This window comes from Paracholeplasma vituli (assembly GCF_025446935.1).
In the GTDB taxonomy this organism is placed as follows: domain Bacteria; phylum Bacillota_I; class Bacilli_A; order Acholeplasmatales; family UBA5453; genus Paracholeplasma; species Paracholeplasma vituli.
The window spans coordinates 1-15,832 of the sequence record NZ_JAOEGN010000022.1 but is presented as its reverse complement, the minus strand read 5'-3'; the positions used below and the strand labels follow the sequence as shown (position 1 = coordinate 15,832).

The 15,832-nt window shown below is 37.8% G+C and carries 18 protein-coding genes, 1 rRNA gene, 1 pseudogene and 1 riboswitch; of the genes and pseudogenes, 19 read left to right on the top strand and 1 reads right to left on the bottom strand.

Going from position 1 to position 15,832, the window contains the following annotated elements:
• Nucleotides 1-134 precede the first annotated feature (134 nt).
• Nucleotides 135-1,022, top strand: coding sequence for a hypothetical protein (locus tag N7603_RS08515; protein WP_262097010.1), 888 nt, complete (start codon nt 135-137; stop codon nt 1,020-1,022).
• A 25-nt stretch (nt 1,023-1,047) separates the two neighbouring features.
• Here the strand turns inward: N7603_RS08515 and N7603_RS08510 are convergent, their stop codons facing one another.
• Nucleotides 1,048-2,016 (bottom strand): LacI family DNA-binding transcriptional regulator, encoded by a 969-nt coding sequence (locus N7603_RS08510; RefSeq protein ID WP_262097009.1) that lies wholly within the window; start codon nt 2,014-2,016, stop codon nt 1,048-1,050.
• 70 nt (nt 2,017-2,086) lie between these two features.
• Here N7603_RS08510 and trmFO point away from each other — a divergent pair, with 70 nt between their 5' ends.
• The 18 genes and pseudogenes from trmFO to N7603_RS08420 all read left to right on the top strand — a co-directional run.
• The gene (gene trmFO, locus N7603_RS08505; protein WP_262097008.1) at nt 2,087-3,364 is read left to right on the top strand and encodes a methylenetetrahydrofolate--tRNA-(uracil(54)-C(5))-methyltransferase (FADH(2)-oxidizing) TrmFO; all 1,278 of its coding nucleotides are present in this window, start codon (nt 2,087-2,089) and stop codon (nt 3,362-3,364) included.
• Nucleotides 3,365-3,367: 3 nt separating this feature from the next.
• Entirely contained in the window at nt 3,368-4,285 is a 918-nt protein-coding gene (locus tag N7603_RS08500; RefSeq protein WP_262097007.1) for a tyrosine-type recombinase/integrase, read from the top strand.
• On the top strand, nt 4,282-4,809 hold the full coding sequence (locus tag N7603_RS08495) for an NUDIX domain-containing protein (RefSeq protein ID WP_262097006.1): 528 nt from the start codon (nt 4,282-4,284) through the stop codon (nt 4,807-4,809). The genes N7603_RS08500 and N7603_RS08495 overlap by 4 nt, the downstream gene beginning before the upstream one ends.
• On the top strand, nt 4,806-5,249 hold the full coding sequence (gene dut, locus N7603_RS08490) for a dUTP diphosphatase (protein ID WP_262097005.1): 444 nt from the start codon (nt 4,806-4,808) through the stop codon (nt 5,247-5,249). The genes N7603_RS08495 and dut overlap by 4 nt, the downstream gene beginning before the upstream one ends.
• Before the next feature lie 95 nt (nt 5,250-5,344).
• Nucleotides 5,345-5,514, top strand: a riboswitch (cobalamin riboswitch).
• Nucleotides 5,515-5,621: 107 nt separating this feature from the next.
• The gene (locus tag N7603_RS08485; protein WP_262097004.1) at nt 5,622-6,014 is read left to right on the top strand and encodes a DUF4430 domain-containing protein; all 393 of its coding nucleotides are present in this window, start codon (nt 5,622-5,624) and stop codon (nt 6,012-6,014) included.
• Nucleotide 6,015: 1 nt separating this feature from the next.
• On the top strand, nt 6,016-6,549 hold the full coding sequence (locus N7603_RS08480) for a hypothetical protein (RefSeq protein WP_262097003.1): 534 nt from the start codon (nt 6,016-6,018) through the stop codon (nt 6,547-6,549).
• A 215-nt stretch (nt 6,550-6,764) separates the two neighbouring features.
• Nucleotides 6,765-7,445, top strand: a pseudogene (gene rpsB / locus N7603_RS08475) (30S ribosomal protein S2); the annotation flags it as partial.
• A 36-nt stretch (nt 7,446-7,481) separates the two neighbouring features.
• The gene (locus N7603_RS08470) at nt 7,482-7,736 is read left to right on the top strand and encodes a Rho termination factor N-terminal domain-containing protein (RefSeq protein ID WP_262097011.1); all 255 of its coding nucleotides are present in this window, start codon (nt 7,482-7,484) and stop codon (nt 7,734-7,736) included.
• A gap of 100 nt (nt 7,737-7,836) precedes the next feature.
• On the top strand, nt 7,837-8,730 hold the full coding sequence (tsf, locus tag N7603_RS08465) for a translation elongation factor Ts (protein ID WP_262097002.1): 894 nt from the start codon (nt 7,837-7,839) through the stop codon (nt 8,728-8,730).
• 36 nt (nt 8,731-8,766) lie between these two features.
• On the top strand, nt 8,767-9,474 hold the full coding sequence (gene pyrH, locus N7603_RS08460; protein ID WP_262097001.1) for a UMP kinase: 708 nt from the start codon (nt 8,767-8,769) through the stop codon (nt 9,472-9,474).
• Nucleotides 9,475-9,483: 9 nt separating this feature from the next.
• Nucleotides 9,484-10,038: a ribosome recycling factor gene (frr, locus tag N7603_RS08455; protein ID WP_262097000.1), complete on the top strand. Its 555-nt coding sequence runs from the start codon at nt 9,484-9,486 to the stop codon at nt 10,036-10,038.
• Between the two features lie 103 nt (nt 10,039-10,141).
• A complete protein-coding gene (locus N7603_RS08450; protein WP_262096999.1) occupies nt 10,142-10,372 on the top strand; it encodes an NINE protein in 231 nt (76 codons plus the stop codon).
• 122 nt (nt 10,373-10,494) lie between these two features.
• Nucleotides 10,495-11,199 carry a polyprenyl diphosphate synthase gene (gene uppS / locus N7603_RS08445; RefSeq protein WP_262096998.1) on the top strand — a complete coding sequence of 235 codons (705 nt, stop codon included), beginning with the start codon at nt 10,495-10,497 and terminating at the stop codon, nt 11,197-11,199.
• The gene (locus N7603_RS08440) at nt 11,196-12,137 is read left to right on the top strand and encodes a phosphatidate cytidylyltransferase (protein WP_262096997.1); all 942 of its coding nucleotides are present in this window, start codon (nt 11,196-11,198) and stop codon (nt 12,135-12,137) included. Before uppS ends, N7603_RS08440 begins: the two co-directional genes overlap by 4 nt.
• Nucleotides 12,134-13,273: a 1-deoxy-D-xylulose-5-phosphate reductoisomerase gene (gene dxr / locus N7603_RS08435; protein WP_262096996.1), complete on the top strand. Its 1,140-nt coding sequence runs from the start codon at nt 12,134-12,136 to the stop codon at nt 13,271-13,273. Before N7603_RS08440 ends, dxr begins: the two co-directional genes overlap by 4 nt.
• Nucleotides 13,274-13,275: 2 nt before the next feature.
• Complete coding sequence (gene rseP / locus N7603_RS08430; protein WP_262096995.1) at nt 13,276-14,832, top strand: RIP metalloprotease RseP; 1,557 nt, start codon at nt 13,276-13,278, stop codon at nt 14,830-14,832.
• Nucleotides 14,832-15,347, top strand: coding sequence for a cob(I)yrinic acid a,c-diamide adenosyltransferase (locus N7603_RS08425; RefSeq protein WP_262096994.1), 516 nt, complete (start codon nt 14,832-14,834; stop codon nt 15,345-15,347). Before rseP ends, N7603_RS08425 begins: the two co-directional genes overlap by 1 nt.
• A 396-nt stretch (nt 15,348-15,743) precedes the next feature.
• Nucleotides 15,744-15,832 (top strand): 16S ribosomal RNA (locus N7603_RS08420); the annotation flags it as partial.

Below are 15,832 nucleotides of genomic sequence, written 5' to 3'. Positions count from 1 at the left end.
GGGTATTATGGTTTAAATCAAATTCTAGATATGAATCTCGCGCTTTTCATTATGGGTTCTCTTATGGGTGCCATCAGTTTAGGTTTATTCTATTATCTTAAACCTGTTGCTGACAGACAATTTAGGCGATTCTGATGTTATTAACCAGTAAAATCATTGTCGTAATTGGGGCACTATTTTATGTCCTAATGACGATTCGAATACTCTATCACTTTAGAAAAAAGGATACACCCGTATCCATGGAATCGTTATATCGTAGTTTGGATAAAGCCCTAAAAAAAGCGAAGAAGAACGTGTTTGATGATAGGGATATTAAGAAACTGAAAACCATTTATGTGATTAAGAAACTCTCTTTGACATTACTATCTTTAGCACCTTTGCTTATCGCAGTGATTATCCATAATAGTATCGCACCAGAAGGGTATATTGCATTAGAGTACAATACGCAAGCCATCCAACTATTGCCGTTGTTATTCCTCTGTATTGGTCTTATGGGATTTAGCATTTATCCGATGAAGACGACTGGTTTTGAATTACCAATGTATTTAAGGTATATTGGCGGTAAAAATATCATCGAAGAACACCGTATACAAGCCTTACAACAAGATCGAAAAACGGTTCATAAGTTAGGGTTTTGGGTACTTATCGTTAGTTTTCCGTTTTATTGGATTGGATTTTTCTCCTATGGGTATTACAATGAAACCGAGCTGATTCAACGGGATTACCTTCAATTTCAAGAAGCCGTCTTCGTGTACGATGACCTTGTAGAAGTTAAACGCGGATTTGAAGATTTTCGCGGTAAAACCACACAAGTGTATTACACGCTCTACAATGATAATGGACAACACTTCAACTTAATGTCAGGTAGTGGGTTCTTTGAACAAACCTTAAAGATTCATGAATACATTGAACAGAGACGTCCAGAACTTTTCGAACCTGTAAATATTACAGCTAAAAACACTGTGTTTATAAAAGAAAAAACTGCGCCCGTTCAGGCACAGTTATACGACATCATGGATTAAGCAGTTTGCCTAAGCGAATTGCTTTTTATTTGGTAGACCCACGTTCAATGAGTTTCACATCTAATACACTATGGAAATCACCCAACGGTTCATCATTTAAGAGTTTCACTAAAGATTCGAGTGCGAGTTCACCCATTCTGCGAATCGGTTGTTCAATCGTGGTGATGGTTGGTGAAACTAGTGTAGTATAAACGATATTATCGAATCCAACGATTTGGACATTCTCAGGGACACGACGACCTAATTTTTGTAAGATATTTTGAGCGTGGATGGCCAAGAAGTCAGAGGTTGCGAAAATGCCATCGATTTCAGGATGGGCTTCAATGATTTTCTTAATCTCTTCAATGTTTGGATTGAGTAAGTCGGTGTCATAAGACACATAAGGGATATTGTTTTGAACCAAGACTTGTCTAAATCCCAACGAACGTTCAGATACAGTGAGTAGGAACGATGGACCTCTAAGTTCAAGAATATATCGAGCACCACCAGAAATTAATTTTTGAGCAGCGATGATGCCACCTAAAATGTTATTGGATGTAATCGAAGGAATATTTTCAGCTAAAATATGGTCAACTGTAACAATCGGTAAATCGGATTTAATCAATTGTTCTACGTTATGCGCGTTTGAAGCGACAATGATGCCATCGATGTTATACTGAGAGTATATGTGAATATAATCTTTTTCACGTTTCGCATTATCCTGTGTGTTGGATAGCATAATCTTGTAACCTAAACGCATCGCTGAGTTTTCAATTCCTTCGATGAGTTCTGCGTAAAATTGGGTGTCGAAATGAGGCACTAAAACACCAATCAATTTGGAGTGCTTGTTGAATAAGCTTCTCGCAAGCTCATTCGGGATATAATTTAATTGATGAATCGCATTCTCAACCAAAACCCTGGTTTCTTCATTTACGTAGCCTTTTTTGTTAATGACACGGGATACGGTTGCGACACTGACATTTGCTTTTTTTGCGACATCTTTAATGGTTGCCATAGATAAACACCTCATGAATATTATATAATAATACTATATTTTTATAAAGCCAAAACGAAAGGGACTCACTATGATCAAAATTATTGGAGCGGGACTCGCCGGTAGCGAAGCTGCTTGGTATCTCGCCAATCATGGATATAAAGTAAAACTGTATGAAATGCGCCCGGTTAAAATGACACCGGCGCACCAAACTTCAAACTTCGCAGAACTCGTTTGTTCGAACTCATTGCGTTCAAATGACCCGCATAATGCAGTTGGAATGTTAAAAAATGAAATGATGGCGATTGGATCGCTCATTATGGAAGCCGCGTTTCAGAAAGAAGTACCTGCAGGGTCAAGTTTAGCCGTTGACCGTGTGGGATTTTCAGCGTATGTAACTGAAAAAATTAAACAACATCCCAATATTGAAGTCATTGAAGGGGAAGTAACAGACATTGATGTCGATACTTATACCATCATCGCGACGGGACCACTAACCAGTGATGCCTTATCTGAAAAGATCAAGACACTTTTTGATGCGAAACAACTCCATTTCTTTGATGCGGTTGCGCCAATCATTGACGGCGAAACCATCAATTATGACATCGCCTATTTGAAATCAAGATACGATAAAGGTGAAGCTGCTTACATCAACTGTCCAATGACTAAAGAACAATACGATGCCTTTTATGATGCTTTGATGAGTGCAGAAAGAGCTACCTTAAAAGACTTTGAAGTCAATGTCTTTGAAGGCTGTATGCCGGTTGAAATCATGGCCTCAAGAGGTCGTGAAACCTTATTGTTTGGCCCACTTAAACCAGTAGGTCTTGAACATAACGATAATCGTCCTTATGCAGTCGTTCAATTACGCCAAGACGACGCTGCCCATACCTTATTTAATATTGTTGGATTCCAAACAAACCTTAAATGGGGTGAACAAAAACGCGTAATCCGAATGATTCCAGGTTTAGAAAATGCAGAAATCGTTAGATATGGTGTCATGCATCAAAACACCTATTTGGAATCACCAGAAATCTTAAATGGATGTTACCAATCCAAAACCTATCCAAAACTTTTTGTTGCGGGTCAAATCTCAGGGGTCGAAGGGTATATTGAATCCGCAGCCTCTGGGTTATCGGCTGCCTATCATTTAAATCGAGTTCTCAAAGGATTAGAAATTCAACCTTTCCCAAGAGACACCATGATAGGTGCGATGAGCTATTACGTTTCGACACCAAACAAGAGTTTTAATCCAATTAATGCGAACCTAGGCATCTTACCAGCCTTAGATAAACATAAAAAAATAGACCGTAAACGCCTTTATGCAGAAAGAGCTAAGGCTTCATTAGAACAGTATCTAAAGGAGTAGTTTATGACAAACGAATCCGCTATCCAATCTTTTAAAGAATACCTCTTACATGAAAAGCACTATTCCGAAATGACTGTAGTTGCCTACATCGCTGACATCGTCGCGTTTTTAGAGTTTGTTCAAAAAGAAGGGTTTGCGGATGTTTTATTAGAGATAAAAAGAGAACGCATCTTTGGTCATTACTTAAACCACTTAAGTAATGAAAACTATAAGAATAAGTCTATCACTAGAAAATTATCATCCCTTAAAGCATTCTATAAATATCACAATAAAATGAAACACATCGATGTTAATCCGACCTTAACCATAAAGGCACCTAAAGTAGAGAAACGTCTACCAAAAGTGGTCTCCTCGAGTGAACTTAACCTCATTTATCAAACGATTGATCAAAGTACACCTCTAGGCATGCGTAACTATTTGATTTTTGATATGCTTTATTCCACAGGCATAAGAGCCTCGGAATTGTGTGGTCTAAAAACAACCGACATCGAACTATCGAATGAGTGCATCTTAATCCATGGTAAAGGCTCGAAAGACCGTTATGTGATTATCCATTCGAAACTTGCAGAAACACTTAAATCTTATTTAACCTATACTAGACCTTTGTTGTTATCCAAAGGAGATACCCTTGAAAACAAATCGGTCTTCATAAACTATAAAGGCACCTCATTAACAACAAGAGGTCTCCGTGTCATTTTGAATCAATTATTTGAAAATGCAGGTGAACTCATCCATGTGTCTCCACACATGCTTAGACATTCATTCGCTTCTAGTTTACTCAATAATGGCGCTGATTTAAGAGTGGTTCAAGAACTTTTAGGACATGAACACTTAAAAACCACCCAAGTCTATACGCACCTGACGACAGAAAAAATGCGTGCAACCTATAAAGAAAGTCACCCTAGAGCCAAAAAAATATGAATAAAATTAGTAATATCATTATTGAACCGGGTTTAGAATCAAAAACGCCCACAGATACACGTTATACAGTTAGAGCGTTGATTCTAGACCAAAATAAGCTGTTTATGTCTTATTCAAAAAAGTTTGACGACTACATGACCCCAGGGGGTGGCGTTGAACTAGATGAGGATTTCATCACGGCTTTAAAAAGAGAACTCCTTGAAGAGATGGGTGTGATTCCTAAATCCATTCAACCGATTGGATATATTGAAGAAATCAGAAGTACCAATCAAGGGCACATACTCTATCAAAAAAGTCATTACTATGAAGTATCCATCGATTACATCACAGATAATAAACCAGAAGCCTATGAGCTTAGATTTGGGATGACCCCAGTTTGGGTCGATATCGATGAAATCATAAATCGAAACGATTACCAAATTCGAACTAGAACCAAATTAGATGGCTTAGAGATTCATCCTTATTCCACATTGATTCGTGAGAATACGGTATTAAAATATATTAAAGAGGTCAAGAAGTTATGAGAAAATTTGAAAAGATTTCACAGTATAGACAAACCGATTTTGAACTCCCGAAACGGGCGACATCCCACTCGGCAGGTTATGACTTAGCTTCTATTGAGCAAATCGTAATAAAACCGGGGACGATTGAAAAAGTCCCAACAGGTCTTAAGGTTTCGATGGAAGATGGCGAAGCGATGTTCGTCTTTCCAAGGTCATCCTTAGGGTTAAAAAAACAACTGATGATGGCGAATAACGTTGGAGTCATCGATCAAGATTACTACAATAGCCCCATCAATGAAGGTCACATTATGATTCCGATTTATAACTTTGGTTCAGAGACACAAATCATCGAAAAAGGGGAGCGCATCGCGCAGGGTATTTTCATGAAATACTTAAAGACAGATGACGATGTCACATCGGACGAAGTGCGTGTTTCAGGGTTTGGTAGTACCGATAAATAGCGTTTTAATCGCTTAAATTCGATGTTCTCAATGTTTAAATTGATTCTTAAAAAATTGGGTTGCTATTTCAAGATAAGTAACCTATAATGAAACTATACTTAATCTGGTTTTATGGTGTACTCAGTACATAACAGGGAAGAGAGTTAAAGCTCTCGCTGCCCCAGCAACCGTAAGATGGACAACTCACAAATACCACTGTGCATAACGGGAAGGTGTGATGCGGATGAAATCGAGCCGGTAGACCTACCTAAAACCCAATCAAGTACCGCCTGGGTGATGCGTGTATGAAAACAATTTTTTAATTGTTATTTATATCTATACTCAAGGCGGGTATAGATTTTTTTATTGACGAGTAGGCTGGAGGAGAAAATGATGTCAAATTGGATTAAAAAAGTGTTATTAGTTGTTTTTGTCTTAACCCTCACATTTGGGTTAAGCGCGTGTCAAACCAAGCCAGAAGAGGGCGATCAAGTCACAGTAACGGTTGAACTTTACAATCAAACACTCTTGGTTTCAAAAGAATTTAAAGTAAATGAAAATGTCTCGGCAGAAGCGGTATTAGAAGAATATTTAACTGCTACATATGAAACATTTAGTTTTGGAAAAATGCTAAAAACATTAACCTATCAAACGCATCAATTGATTCCTGGTGACCAAGAGTTCATCGCATTCTATGTAAATGGGGAATCTTCAATGGTTGGTGTGACAGAATATTATGTAAAAGCAAACGATGTTTTATCCTTTAAACTAGAAAGCTGGTCTTAATGTGCGTATTCGAATTTTTGACCTCGCTGTGATGGCTATTTTCACTGCCATTATCTTCGTAGTCGAACAAGCCCTATCGTTCATTCCAAACGTCCAATTGACGGTGTTTTTCTTCATCCTCTATACACGCTTATTGGGTATGAAAAAAACACTATTCATCGCTGTATTACATACCCTTTTAGATAATATGTATATGGGTACCATGATCTGGCATTTGGTCCTTCCAATGATGGTTGGCTGGTCATTAATTCCAATACTATTAGGTACAGTATTTAAAAACGCTCGTAGTGTGATTGCACTCACCCTTTTCGCATTTGGTTTTGGTTTCTTATACGGTATTCTCTTCATACCTTTCCAAGCGTATGTATGGGGATATGATTTATGGTTATATTTCATTTACGATTTACCGTTTGAATTCGCAATGGCAATCTCTGGGGCTTTGTCTGTTGCACTCTTGTATCAACCGGTTCATTTTTACTTGAATCAAGAACTATCCAAATACGATTTGATTGATTCAAAACGCTATGTATCCTAAAAGAAGTCGCGAGATTTCTTTTTATTTTTTAGTTAAAAAGTATTGAAAAGATTTAAAAAGAGTAAAACAGGTTGCAATCCCATATATAATATGATATAGTTAATAAGGCATTAAAATACACATGCATGAACAGTCATTTACCAGGTGCCCACACCGTGGGTGGTTGAAATGATGTACGTCATGCAGAGGAACACTAACAAATGGAGGAATGAAAAATGTCAGTCGTTTCAATGAAACAATTACTTGAATCCGGTGTTCACTTCGGTCACGCGACTAGAAGATGGAACCCAAAGATGGGTCGTTACATCTACACTGCACGTAACGGCATTTACATCATCGACCTTAAGAAGACTGCTGAGTCTATCGAAAAGGCGTACCAAGCTTTGTTTACCATTGCACAAAATGGTGGTAAAGTCCTATTCGTAGGTACTAAAAAACAAGCACAAGAAGCAGTTAAAGAAGAAGCAGCTAGAACTGGTCACTACTATGTTGACCAAAGATGGTTAGGTGGAACTTTAACAAACTTCAAGACCATTCGTAGAAGAATTAAGAGATTAAAAGACTTATACGATATGGAATCCCAAGGCACATTCGAAGTATTACCTAAGAAAGAAGTTATCGGTCTTAAGAAAGAACGCGAAAGACTTGAAAAGTTCCTAGGTGGTATTAAAGAAATGCAAAAACTACCAGAAGCGATTTTCATCGTTGACCCACGTAAAGAACGTAATGCAATCTTAGAAGCACGCATCTTAAACATCCCAGTATTCGGTATTGTAGATACCAACTGTGATCCAGATGACGTTGACTATGTCATCCCAGCAAACGATGATGCAATCAGAGCCGTTAAACTCATCACTTGGGTTATGGGTAATGCTGTCATCGAAGCTCAAGGTGGCGTTGTTGAAAAATTCGAAGATTCTGAAGAAGTAAACATGCAAGAAGCTTCTAGAAACGTTGAAAACAAAGAACGTCCAAGACGTCCTCAAAGAGACAACGGTCCTAGAGATAACAAAGACTATAAAAAGCCTTATGTTAAAAGAGAAAACCCAGCACAACCAGCTTCATCCGCTCAACCAACTGAACTAGAAAAACTTAAAACAAGTGAATTAAAAGAACTTGCCAAAGCAAAAAATGTTCCTGGCTATGAAGATATGAAGAAAGCTGACTTACTTGCAGCATTAAAGTAAAAGGTAGATAGGGATGTTAATTCATCCCTTTTATTATAATAAGAGACACAAAAGTATCAAAAAAAGGTATAATATTAATGAAATTAGGAGGATATTAACCATGGCAGTTACAGCAGCACAAGTTAAAGAACTAAGAGACATCACTGGAGCAGGGATGTTAGATTGTAAAAAAGCATTAGAACAAACCGATGGCAACGTCGAAGCAGCCGTCACTTATCTAAGAGAAAAAGGGATTGCGAAAGCAGCCAAGAAAGCTGACAGAATCGCAGCAGAAGGCTTATGCAACGTCATCATCGAAGGTAATGTTGCAGTCATCTACGAATTAAACTCCGAAACAGACTTCGTCGCTAAGAATGAAAAATTCTTAAGCTTATTAGATTCAATCGGGCACATCATCTTAACTTCTGGTGTAGAAAATACAGAAGCAGCTATGCAAGTTGTAAGCAATGGAAAAACTGTTGAAACTTTACTTGCAGAAGCAACCGCAACAATTGGCGAAAAGATTACCTTAAGACGCGTTCAAAGAGTCGTTAAAGCGGACAACCAATTATTCGGATCCTACAAGCACATGGGTGGTAGAATTGCCACTGTCGCAATCTTAAATGGTGGCGATGACGCGGTTGCTAAAGACATCGCAATGCACGTTGCAGCACAAAAACCACAATACTTAGACCAAACTCAAATCTCTGCAGATTTCATCGCTAAAGAACGTGAAGTATTGGTTCACCAAGCAATGGAAGAAAATGCAAAAGAAGCGAAACCAAAACCACAAAACATCTTAGAAAAGATGGTTGAAGGTAGATTAAACAAACAACTTAAAGACATCTGCTTAGTCAACCAACCATTCGTTAAGAACCCAGATGAAACTGTTGAACAATATGTTAAAAACAATAAAGCTGCAGTTGCATCCTTCGTTCGTCTTGAAGTTGGTGAAGGCATCGAGAAGAAAGATAATGACTTTGCTAAAGAAGTCATGGAACAAGTTAGAGCTTAATTTATAAATAAAAAATCATCAAAGGTCGAGGTGTCTATGAGCTATAAACGCGTATTACTAAAAATGAGTGGCGAAGCGATGAAAGGTCATACTGAATATGGTATAGATCCACAAACCGTCATGAAGTTAGCAAAAGAAATCAAGGAGATCAAAGACCTTGGAACCGATGTGGGTATCGTTGTCGGTGGTGGCAACATTTGGCGTGGTAAAACCGCAGAAGGTCTCGGTATGGATCGTGCACAAGCCGACTATATGGGGATGCTTGCAACCATCATGAATGGACTAGCACTTCAAGATGCTTTAGAAAAACTAGGCGTACCTACTCGCGTGATGAGTTCCTTAAACGTATCCGAAGTCTGTGAACCTTATATTCGTAGACGTGCTACACGTCATATGGAAAAAGGACGCGTCGTCGTATTCGTTGGTGGAACTGGCTCACCGTACTTCTCAACCGATACAGCAGCTGCACTTCGTGCCGCTGAAATTGATGCGGAAGTCATCCTAATGGCGAAAAATGGTGTTGAAGGTGTCTATAACAAAGACCCAAGAAAATATCAGGACGCGATTATGTATAATGAATTAACCCACAAATTTGTCTTAGAACATGGGCTTGAAATCATGGATTCCACAGCAGCAAGCCTTTGCAAGGATAATCACATCGATCTCATCGTATTTAATATGAACCAAGAAGGCAATATGAAAAGAGCCGTCTTAGGTGAAAAACTAGGTACAATCGTAAAATAGGAGAATAAGATGAACGAACAAGCCGACTTACTATTATTAGAAGCAGAAGAAAAAATGGAAAAATCAATCCATGCGCTTCAACATGATTTTTCATCGATCCGTACGGGCAGAGCTAATCCTGCCTTATTAGATGTAGTCATGATTGAATACTATGGTGTGGATAGCCCAATTAAACAAATTGCTTCCATCTCTGTACCAGAGGGGAACCAATTATACATCAAACCATTTGACCGTGGTACACTCAAGAAAATTGAAACTGCAATCCAAGCGTCCGCTTTAGGGTTACAACCTCAAAACGATGGCGTAGGTATTCGACTTGTATTACCTCAACTTACGACTGAACGTCGTAAAGAATTAGCAAAACAAGCCGAAAAACTTGCCGAACATGGTAAAATTGCGGTAAGAAATATCCGTCGTGAAACCAATGAACACATCAAGAAATTGGATTTAACAGAAGATGCTGAACATGGTTACATTGAAGATGTTCAAACATTGACAGATAAGTTTATTGAAAAAGTCGATCACGTTACCAAAATCAAGATTGACGAAATCATGGCAATTTAAATTCCAAAGGCTGAATTTTTCAGCCTTTTTCTTTTTTAGCACCTTTAGATACTTACAATATTCTTAAATTAGGGGTATAATAAGAAAAAAGGAGAACGAAAATATGGCTAAGAAAAACAGTTTTAGTTTGCTTGAAATGATTCTCATTATCTTCCCTTTAACCAATGCTTTAGGGATTGATAGATTTATTTTAGGTGATACCAAATGGGGCATCATTCGTCTTGTGATCACAGTCTTATCGCTTGGAACAATCGGTACAATCTTATGGATTGTTGACTTGGTATTCCTTCTTCTAGGTAAATATCAAACAGACATGATGAAGTATTTGAAATAATCCTTAAAATTAAAAAGAACGCAGTCAAAATGCGTTCTTTTTTTGTGTTTTGATGGGATTTTATTTTTCATGGCGAGGATGACTCAAAATCATGTATAATGATATCGTACGGTGATTTTTATATGAATATAAACAAACTTAAACAAAGAGAAATACCCAAACACGTGGCTATTATATTAGATGGAAACGGTAGATGGGCAAAACGAAGAGGACTCCCAAGAACCTATGGTCATTACCAAGGGGGACTCAATATTGGTAGAGTCGCAGAATATGCGAATGAACTCGGCATAGAAACCTTAACGGTCTATGCTTTTTCCACTGAAAACTGGAATCGTCCACAAGAAGAAGTTAATTATTTGATGACTACTCCGATTAAAGAATTTGAGAAGTACAAATCAAAAATACTCAACTCCAATATTCGAGTAAAACACGTCGGTAGAAGACAAGAACTTTCAAAAGAACTATTGGATATCATCGATTTATTAGAACGTGAAACCGATAGTCATACTGGCACCACGATTCAAATCGCATTCAACTACGGTTCTTACGATGAACTATTGACAGCTTATCAAACGATGATGAAAGCAGGCATTAAGACACCAACTAAGGAAGATGTCTTTGGCCATCTCATGGTTAAACAACCTGTGGATTTACTCATCAGAACTAGCGGAGAACAACGTTTGTCGAACTATTTATTATGGCAGTTGTCTTATGCAGAACTTTATTTTACTAAAACGGCTTGGCCAGCATTTAACAAAAAAGCATTATGGAAAGCCATCGCCCATTATCAAAAGCGCGATCGCCGATTCGGAGGACTAAAAAAATGAAACAACGCATTATCACTGGCGCAGCATTGCTCGCCATATTTATTCCGATTGTTATTCTAAAACCTTTATTCATGGTATTTCAAATCGCGATGATCGCGATGGTTATCGTTGGGGCTTTAGAACTGATTGGTATGTACAATAAACAAAAGAAGTTCTCCAAAATTCCGAGTACACTAACGGTGATTGCGGCGATTCTCACGTACTTAACTGCAGTTCTCGCCTGGAGTAGTGATACCATTCTACCTGGATTAACCCCTATTGACATTAAAGTAAACTTTGTCGCAATTGCGATGGTTGTCGTATTTCTAATGTTCGGTCTCATTGTTTTCTACGATGATTACGATGGGTCTGATATTGGTAAATCGATTACGATTATCTATTACATGGGTCTCGGTGCAGCCGCTATTTCGATTTTAAGATTAATTGGTGTACGTTTTATCGTTTATTTATTCTTAGTAACGATTTCAACCGATATGTTCGCTTATTTCTTCGGAATGCGTTTTGGTAAACACAAAATGGCTCCAAAGATTAGTCCGAAAAAATCTTGGGAAGGTGCGATAGCAGGTACTTTAATCGCAACTACCCTTGGAACCGTGTTTGCATTATTCTATGGAGATATCTTTACGATGGAATTTTTGAATAACCCATTCCAACAAACATTATTACAGAACTTTTCTTCCTTAGGATATGAACCCCTTTGGATTCAAGCCTTGGTATTCATACCAATAACAATGATTGCATCTGTTCTAGGTCAAATCGGTGATTTGGTTGCCAGTCGATTAAAACGCACCTATGAAATTAAAGACTTCGGTAAGATTTTCCCAGGTCATGGTGGCGTATTGGACCGTTTTGATTCGGCAATTTTCGTAGCTTTATTCTTAGTAGCGGTATTCATGGCGATTAATTCATTATTCCCACTTGAAGGCGTATTCTTATGAAAAATATTTTTCTTTTAGGTGGCTCCGGTTCTATTGGACTCCAAACACTCCATGTGATTGAACAGTATCCTGAGGACTTTAAACTTGTTGGGATTTCCTTAGGTAATCGAAATCACGCATCAAATGAACTGATTTTAACCAAACATCAACCGTTGATCGTGTGTTTAAAAGATGATAGTCGTTTAGGTGTTTATCAGAATTTATTCCCAAATACTGAGTTTGTTGTGGGCGATGAAGGCTTATTGTCTTTAGCAACTTACCCTATGGATGGGTTATTAGTCAATGCATTGATGGGGTCAGTTGGGTTATTACCCACCATCAAAGCCATAGAATCCAAAAAAAATATCGCTTTAGCCAATAAAGAAACGCTTGTTATGGCAGGTGATTTAATCCGAAAATGGGTTAATCAATATGGAGTTAAACTGATTCCAATTGATTCCGAACACAATGCCATTCTACAAGCCCTCTTAGGAGAAGATAAAGACGATATTCAATCCATCACCATTACAGCCAGTGGTGGCGCATTTAGAGATTTACCGAGAGAAGCATTAGTCCAAGTAACCAAAGGGGATGCTTTAAAACATCCAAACTGGCAAATGGGCGCTAAGATTACCATCGACAGTGCTACGATGATGAATAAAGGATTAGAAGTTATTGAAGCACATCATCTATTCGAATTACCCTATAATCAGATTAAAACAGTCATACATAAGGAATCCATCATCCATGGCATGGTGACCTTTAAGGATGAATCCACTAAAGCGATTTTGGGCTATCCTGACATGCGTATGCCCATTTTATATGCACTTAGTTACCCAAGACATTTAAACTTACAAATTAAACCATTGGATTTAGAAACCCTCGGTACACTCACATTTAAACCGATGGATTTTGAAAGATTTCCACTCTTAAAACTTGCCTATAAAGTAGGCGAACTCGGTGGACTATATCCAACTGTTATGAACGCTGCTAACGAAAAAGCAGTTGCATTATTCTTAAACAACGACATCACTTTCTTAGAAATTGAGAAATTAGTCATAGATACTGTAGAACATTTTAAGGACAACATTGAATCTCCGTCTTTAGAAGACATTCTACGTTGTAACCACGAGATTTATGAAAAGGTAGGCAAATAACTATGGATTTAATCATTAACTTATTAGCCTTCGTGTTTTCACTAGGGCTCATTGTAGCTCTTCATGAATTAGGACACTTTTTCTTCGCGAAACGAGCATCCATTTTATGTTTTGAATACGCGGTAGGCATGGGACCAGTCATCTGGTCGACACGTAAAGGGGAAACCCAATACGCATTAAGAGCCATTCCAATTGGTGGATTTGTCTCGATGGCAGGTGAACAAGACTTGTCAATAATCATCAAGAAGGGTCAAAAAATCGGTCTTAATTTGATTGATGGTGAAGTGTCTGAAATCATCTTAGGTACATTTAAACCGGCAGAAATCATCCTTGAAGTCGAATCTTACGACCTCTATGATCGTAAGAATGAAGGCCTTTTCATTGAAGGTACAGTGGATGGAATTAGCAGATTTTTAACGGTAAAAAAAGATGCATTTTATGTTTTTTCTGAAAAGAAGAAATTACAAGTTGCACCCTACGAAAGATCGTTTGAATCCAAGACATTATGGCAACGCTTTTTAACGATATTTGCGGGACCAGCTATGAATTTTATCCTTGCATTCTTTTTATTCTTAATCGTCGCTTCTATCCAAGGAAAACCACTTAACGTAAATAGAGTTGGTAATGTAACAGAAGGAAATCCAGCCTTCATCTCAGGATTACAAGATCAAGATGAGATTTTACAAATCGGTTCAACCCCGATTTCTAATTGGCAAGATATTGGTCCAGCCCTACAACTAGTGAGCGGACAATCGGATGTTGTAATCCAAGTAAGAAGAAATGGTCAAGTATTATCCCTAACCGTAAACCCACGTGTGGATATCAATTCCATGGGATTATCCAATTACACCGGCGATAACACTGTAGGCTCATCAAATGGCGCAATCGTTGGGAGTGCTTTTGGTAAAGCATCGGGATTATTAGAACAAAATGATATTATTACCTCAGTTAAATTAAATGACGTTACCTACCCGATTACAGGATGGTCAGATTTAGTCACATTTGCTAAAACCACAAATGGTGGGTCTGTGTTTGTCACATTTACTCGTGATGGTGTTGAAAGTACTGTGAACTGGATTGTTTGGGAAAATGAAGTATTATCTAGTCAAGCGATTCCTGCTTACACGACTACACTCGGGATTGAACCCGATTTCAAGTTTGATCTTGGATACAGTTTTGTCTCCGGCTTCACCGGTATTGGTGAATCTGTGAACCAAGTTATAGCTGTCTTAGGTTTATTATTTGGTGGGTCTAACCAAATTGGTTTGAATGACCTTTCTGGACCTGTTGGTATTTTCAATATTGTTGGGCAATATGCTAAACAAGGGATTGCACCATTTATTTGGTTTGTCGCGTTCTTATCTGTAAATATTGGTGTTATGAACTTATTACCAATTCCAGCCTTAGATGGTGGAAGATTAATATTCTTAGGTATTGAAGCCATTATCAGACGTCCATTAAACAAAAAAGTTGAAAACACTGCGAATAATCTAATGTTTTTCTTACTCATGGCTTTGTTTGTCTATGTGACATTCTTTGATATCTTGAGGTTATTCTAATGAAGATTTATACGAAACGTGGAGACCTAGGCGAAACCGACCTCATCTCGCGTCGTGTGGTTAAGTCTGATATCGCCATTCAATTGGTTGGTGAAATCGATGAGGCTTCAGCTCGCCTTGCACTGTGCAAACATTATATTGATCAAAAAGAAATTCTAGATAAACTTAGTGAAGTGGATCATTACTTGTTCTTGATATCATCCATCATAGTTGATGATGAAGATAAGTTGAAGATCCAAATTCCAGAGTCAGCCATTACTCAATTAGAAACAGATATCGATCAAATGGATAAAGTCTTACCACCCTTAAAACGATTTATCACCTACGATGGTTCTATAGAAGCAATTCAAATATCTCTACTTCGAACTCAAGTTCGCAAAGTAGAACGATTACTAGTGGACTATCCAACACAAAAAACGGTTTTAAAATATATGAACCGATTATCCGATTATCTCTACACATTGATGCGTTATATGAATCTCATGCAAAACGTCGAAGAAACCAAACGAAGCTAAATCGGCTTCGTTTTTTTACATACACGTGTGTGTAACGCACAGGCGCATTTTTAGTAGTCTAAAAGTCTGTGATAGTGCTAAATAGAGCCAAAAAAACTTTTTTCAAATTTTTGATAAAATGTGTTGACTTTAATTTTCAAGTGAGTTAGAATTATACACGGCCGATAGAGAAAATGGCTCAGCTAACAAATCGAATAAAACAACAAATAAAAAAAGTTGTTCAAAGTGGTTGACTTAAAAACTTAACCGTGTTAGAATAAATGAGCGCTCAAACGAGAGCCACAAATTAGGTCTTTGAAAACTGAATGATGATGAGTGTATAAAGAATAAACAAAAGCAATTCTAATGAAAGCTTAGAAAAAAAAAGATAAGAGCTAATTCTTACAATTCAAATATATTTTGGAGAGTTTGATCCTGGCTCAGGATGAACGCTGGCGGCGTGCCTAATACATGCAAGTCGAACGCACTAGCAATAGTGAGTGGCG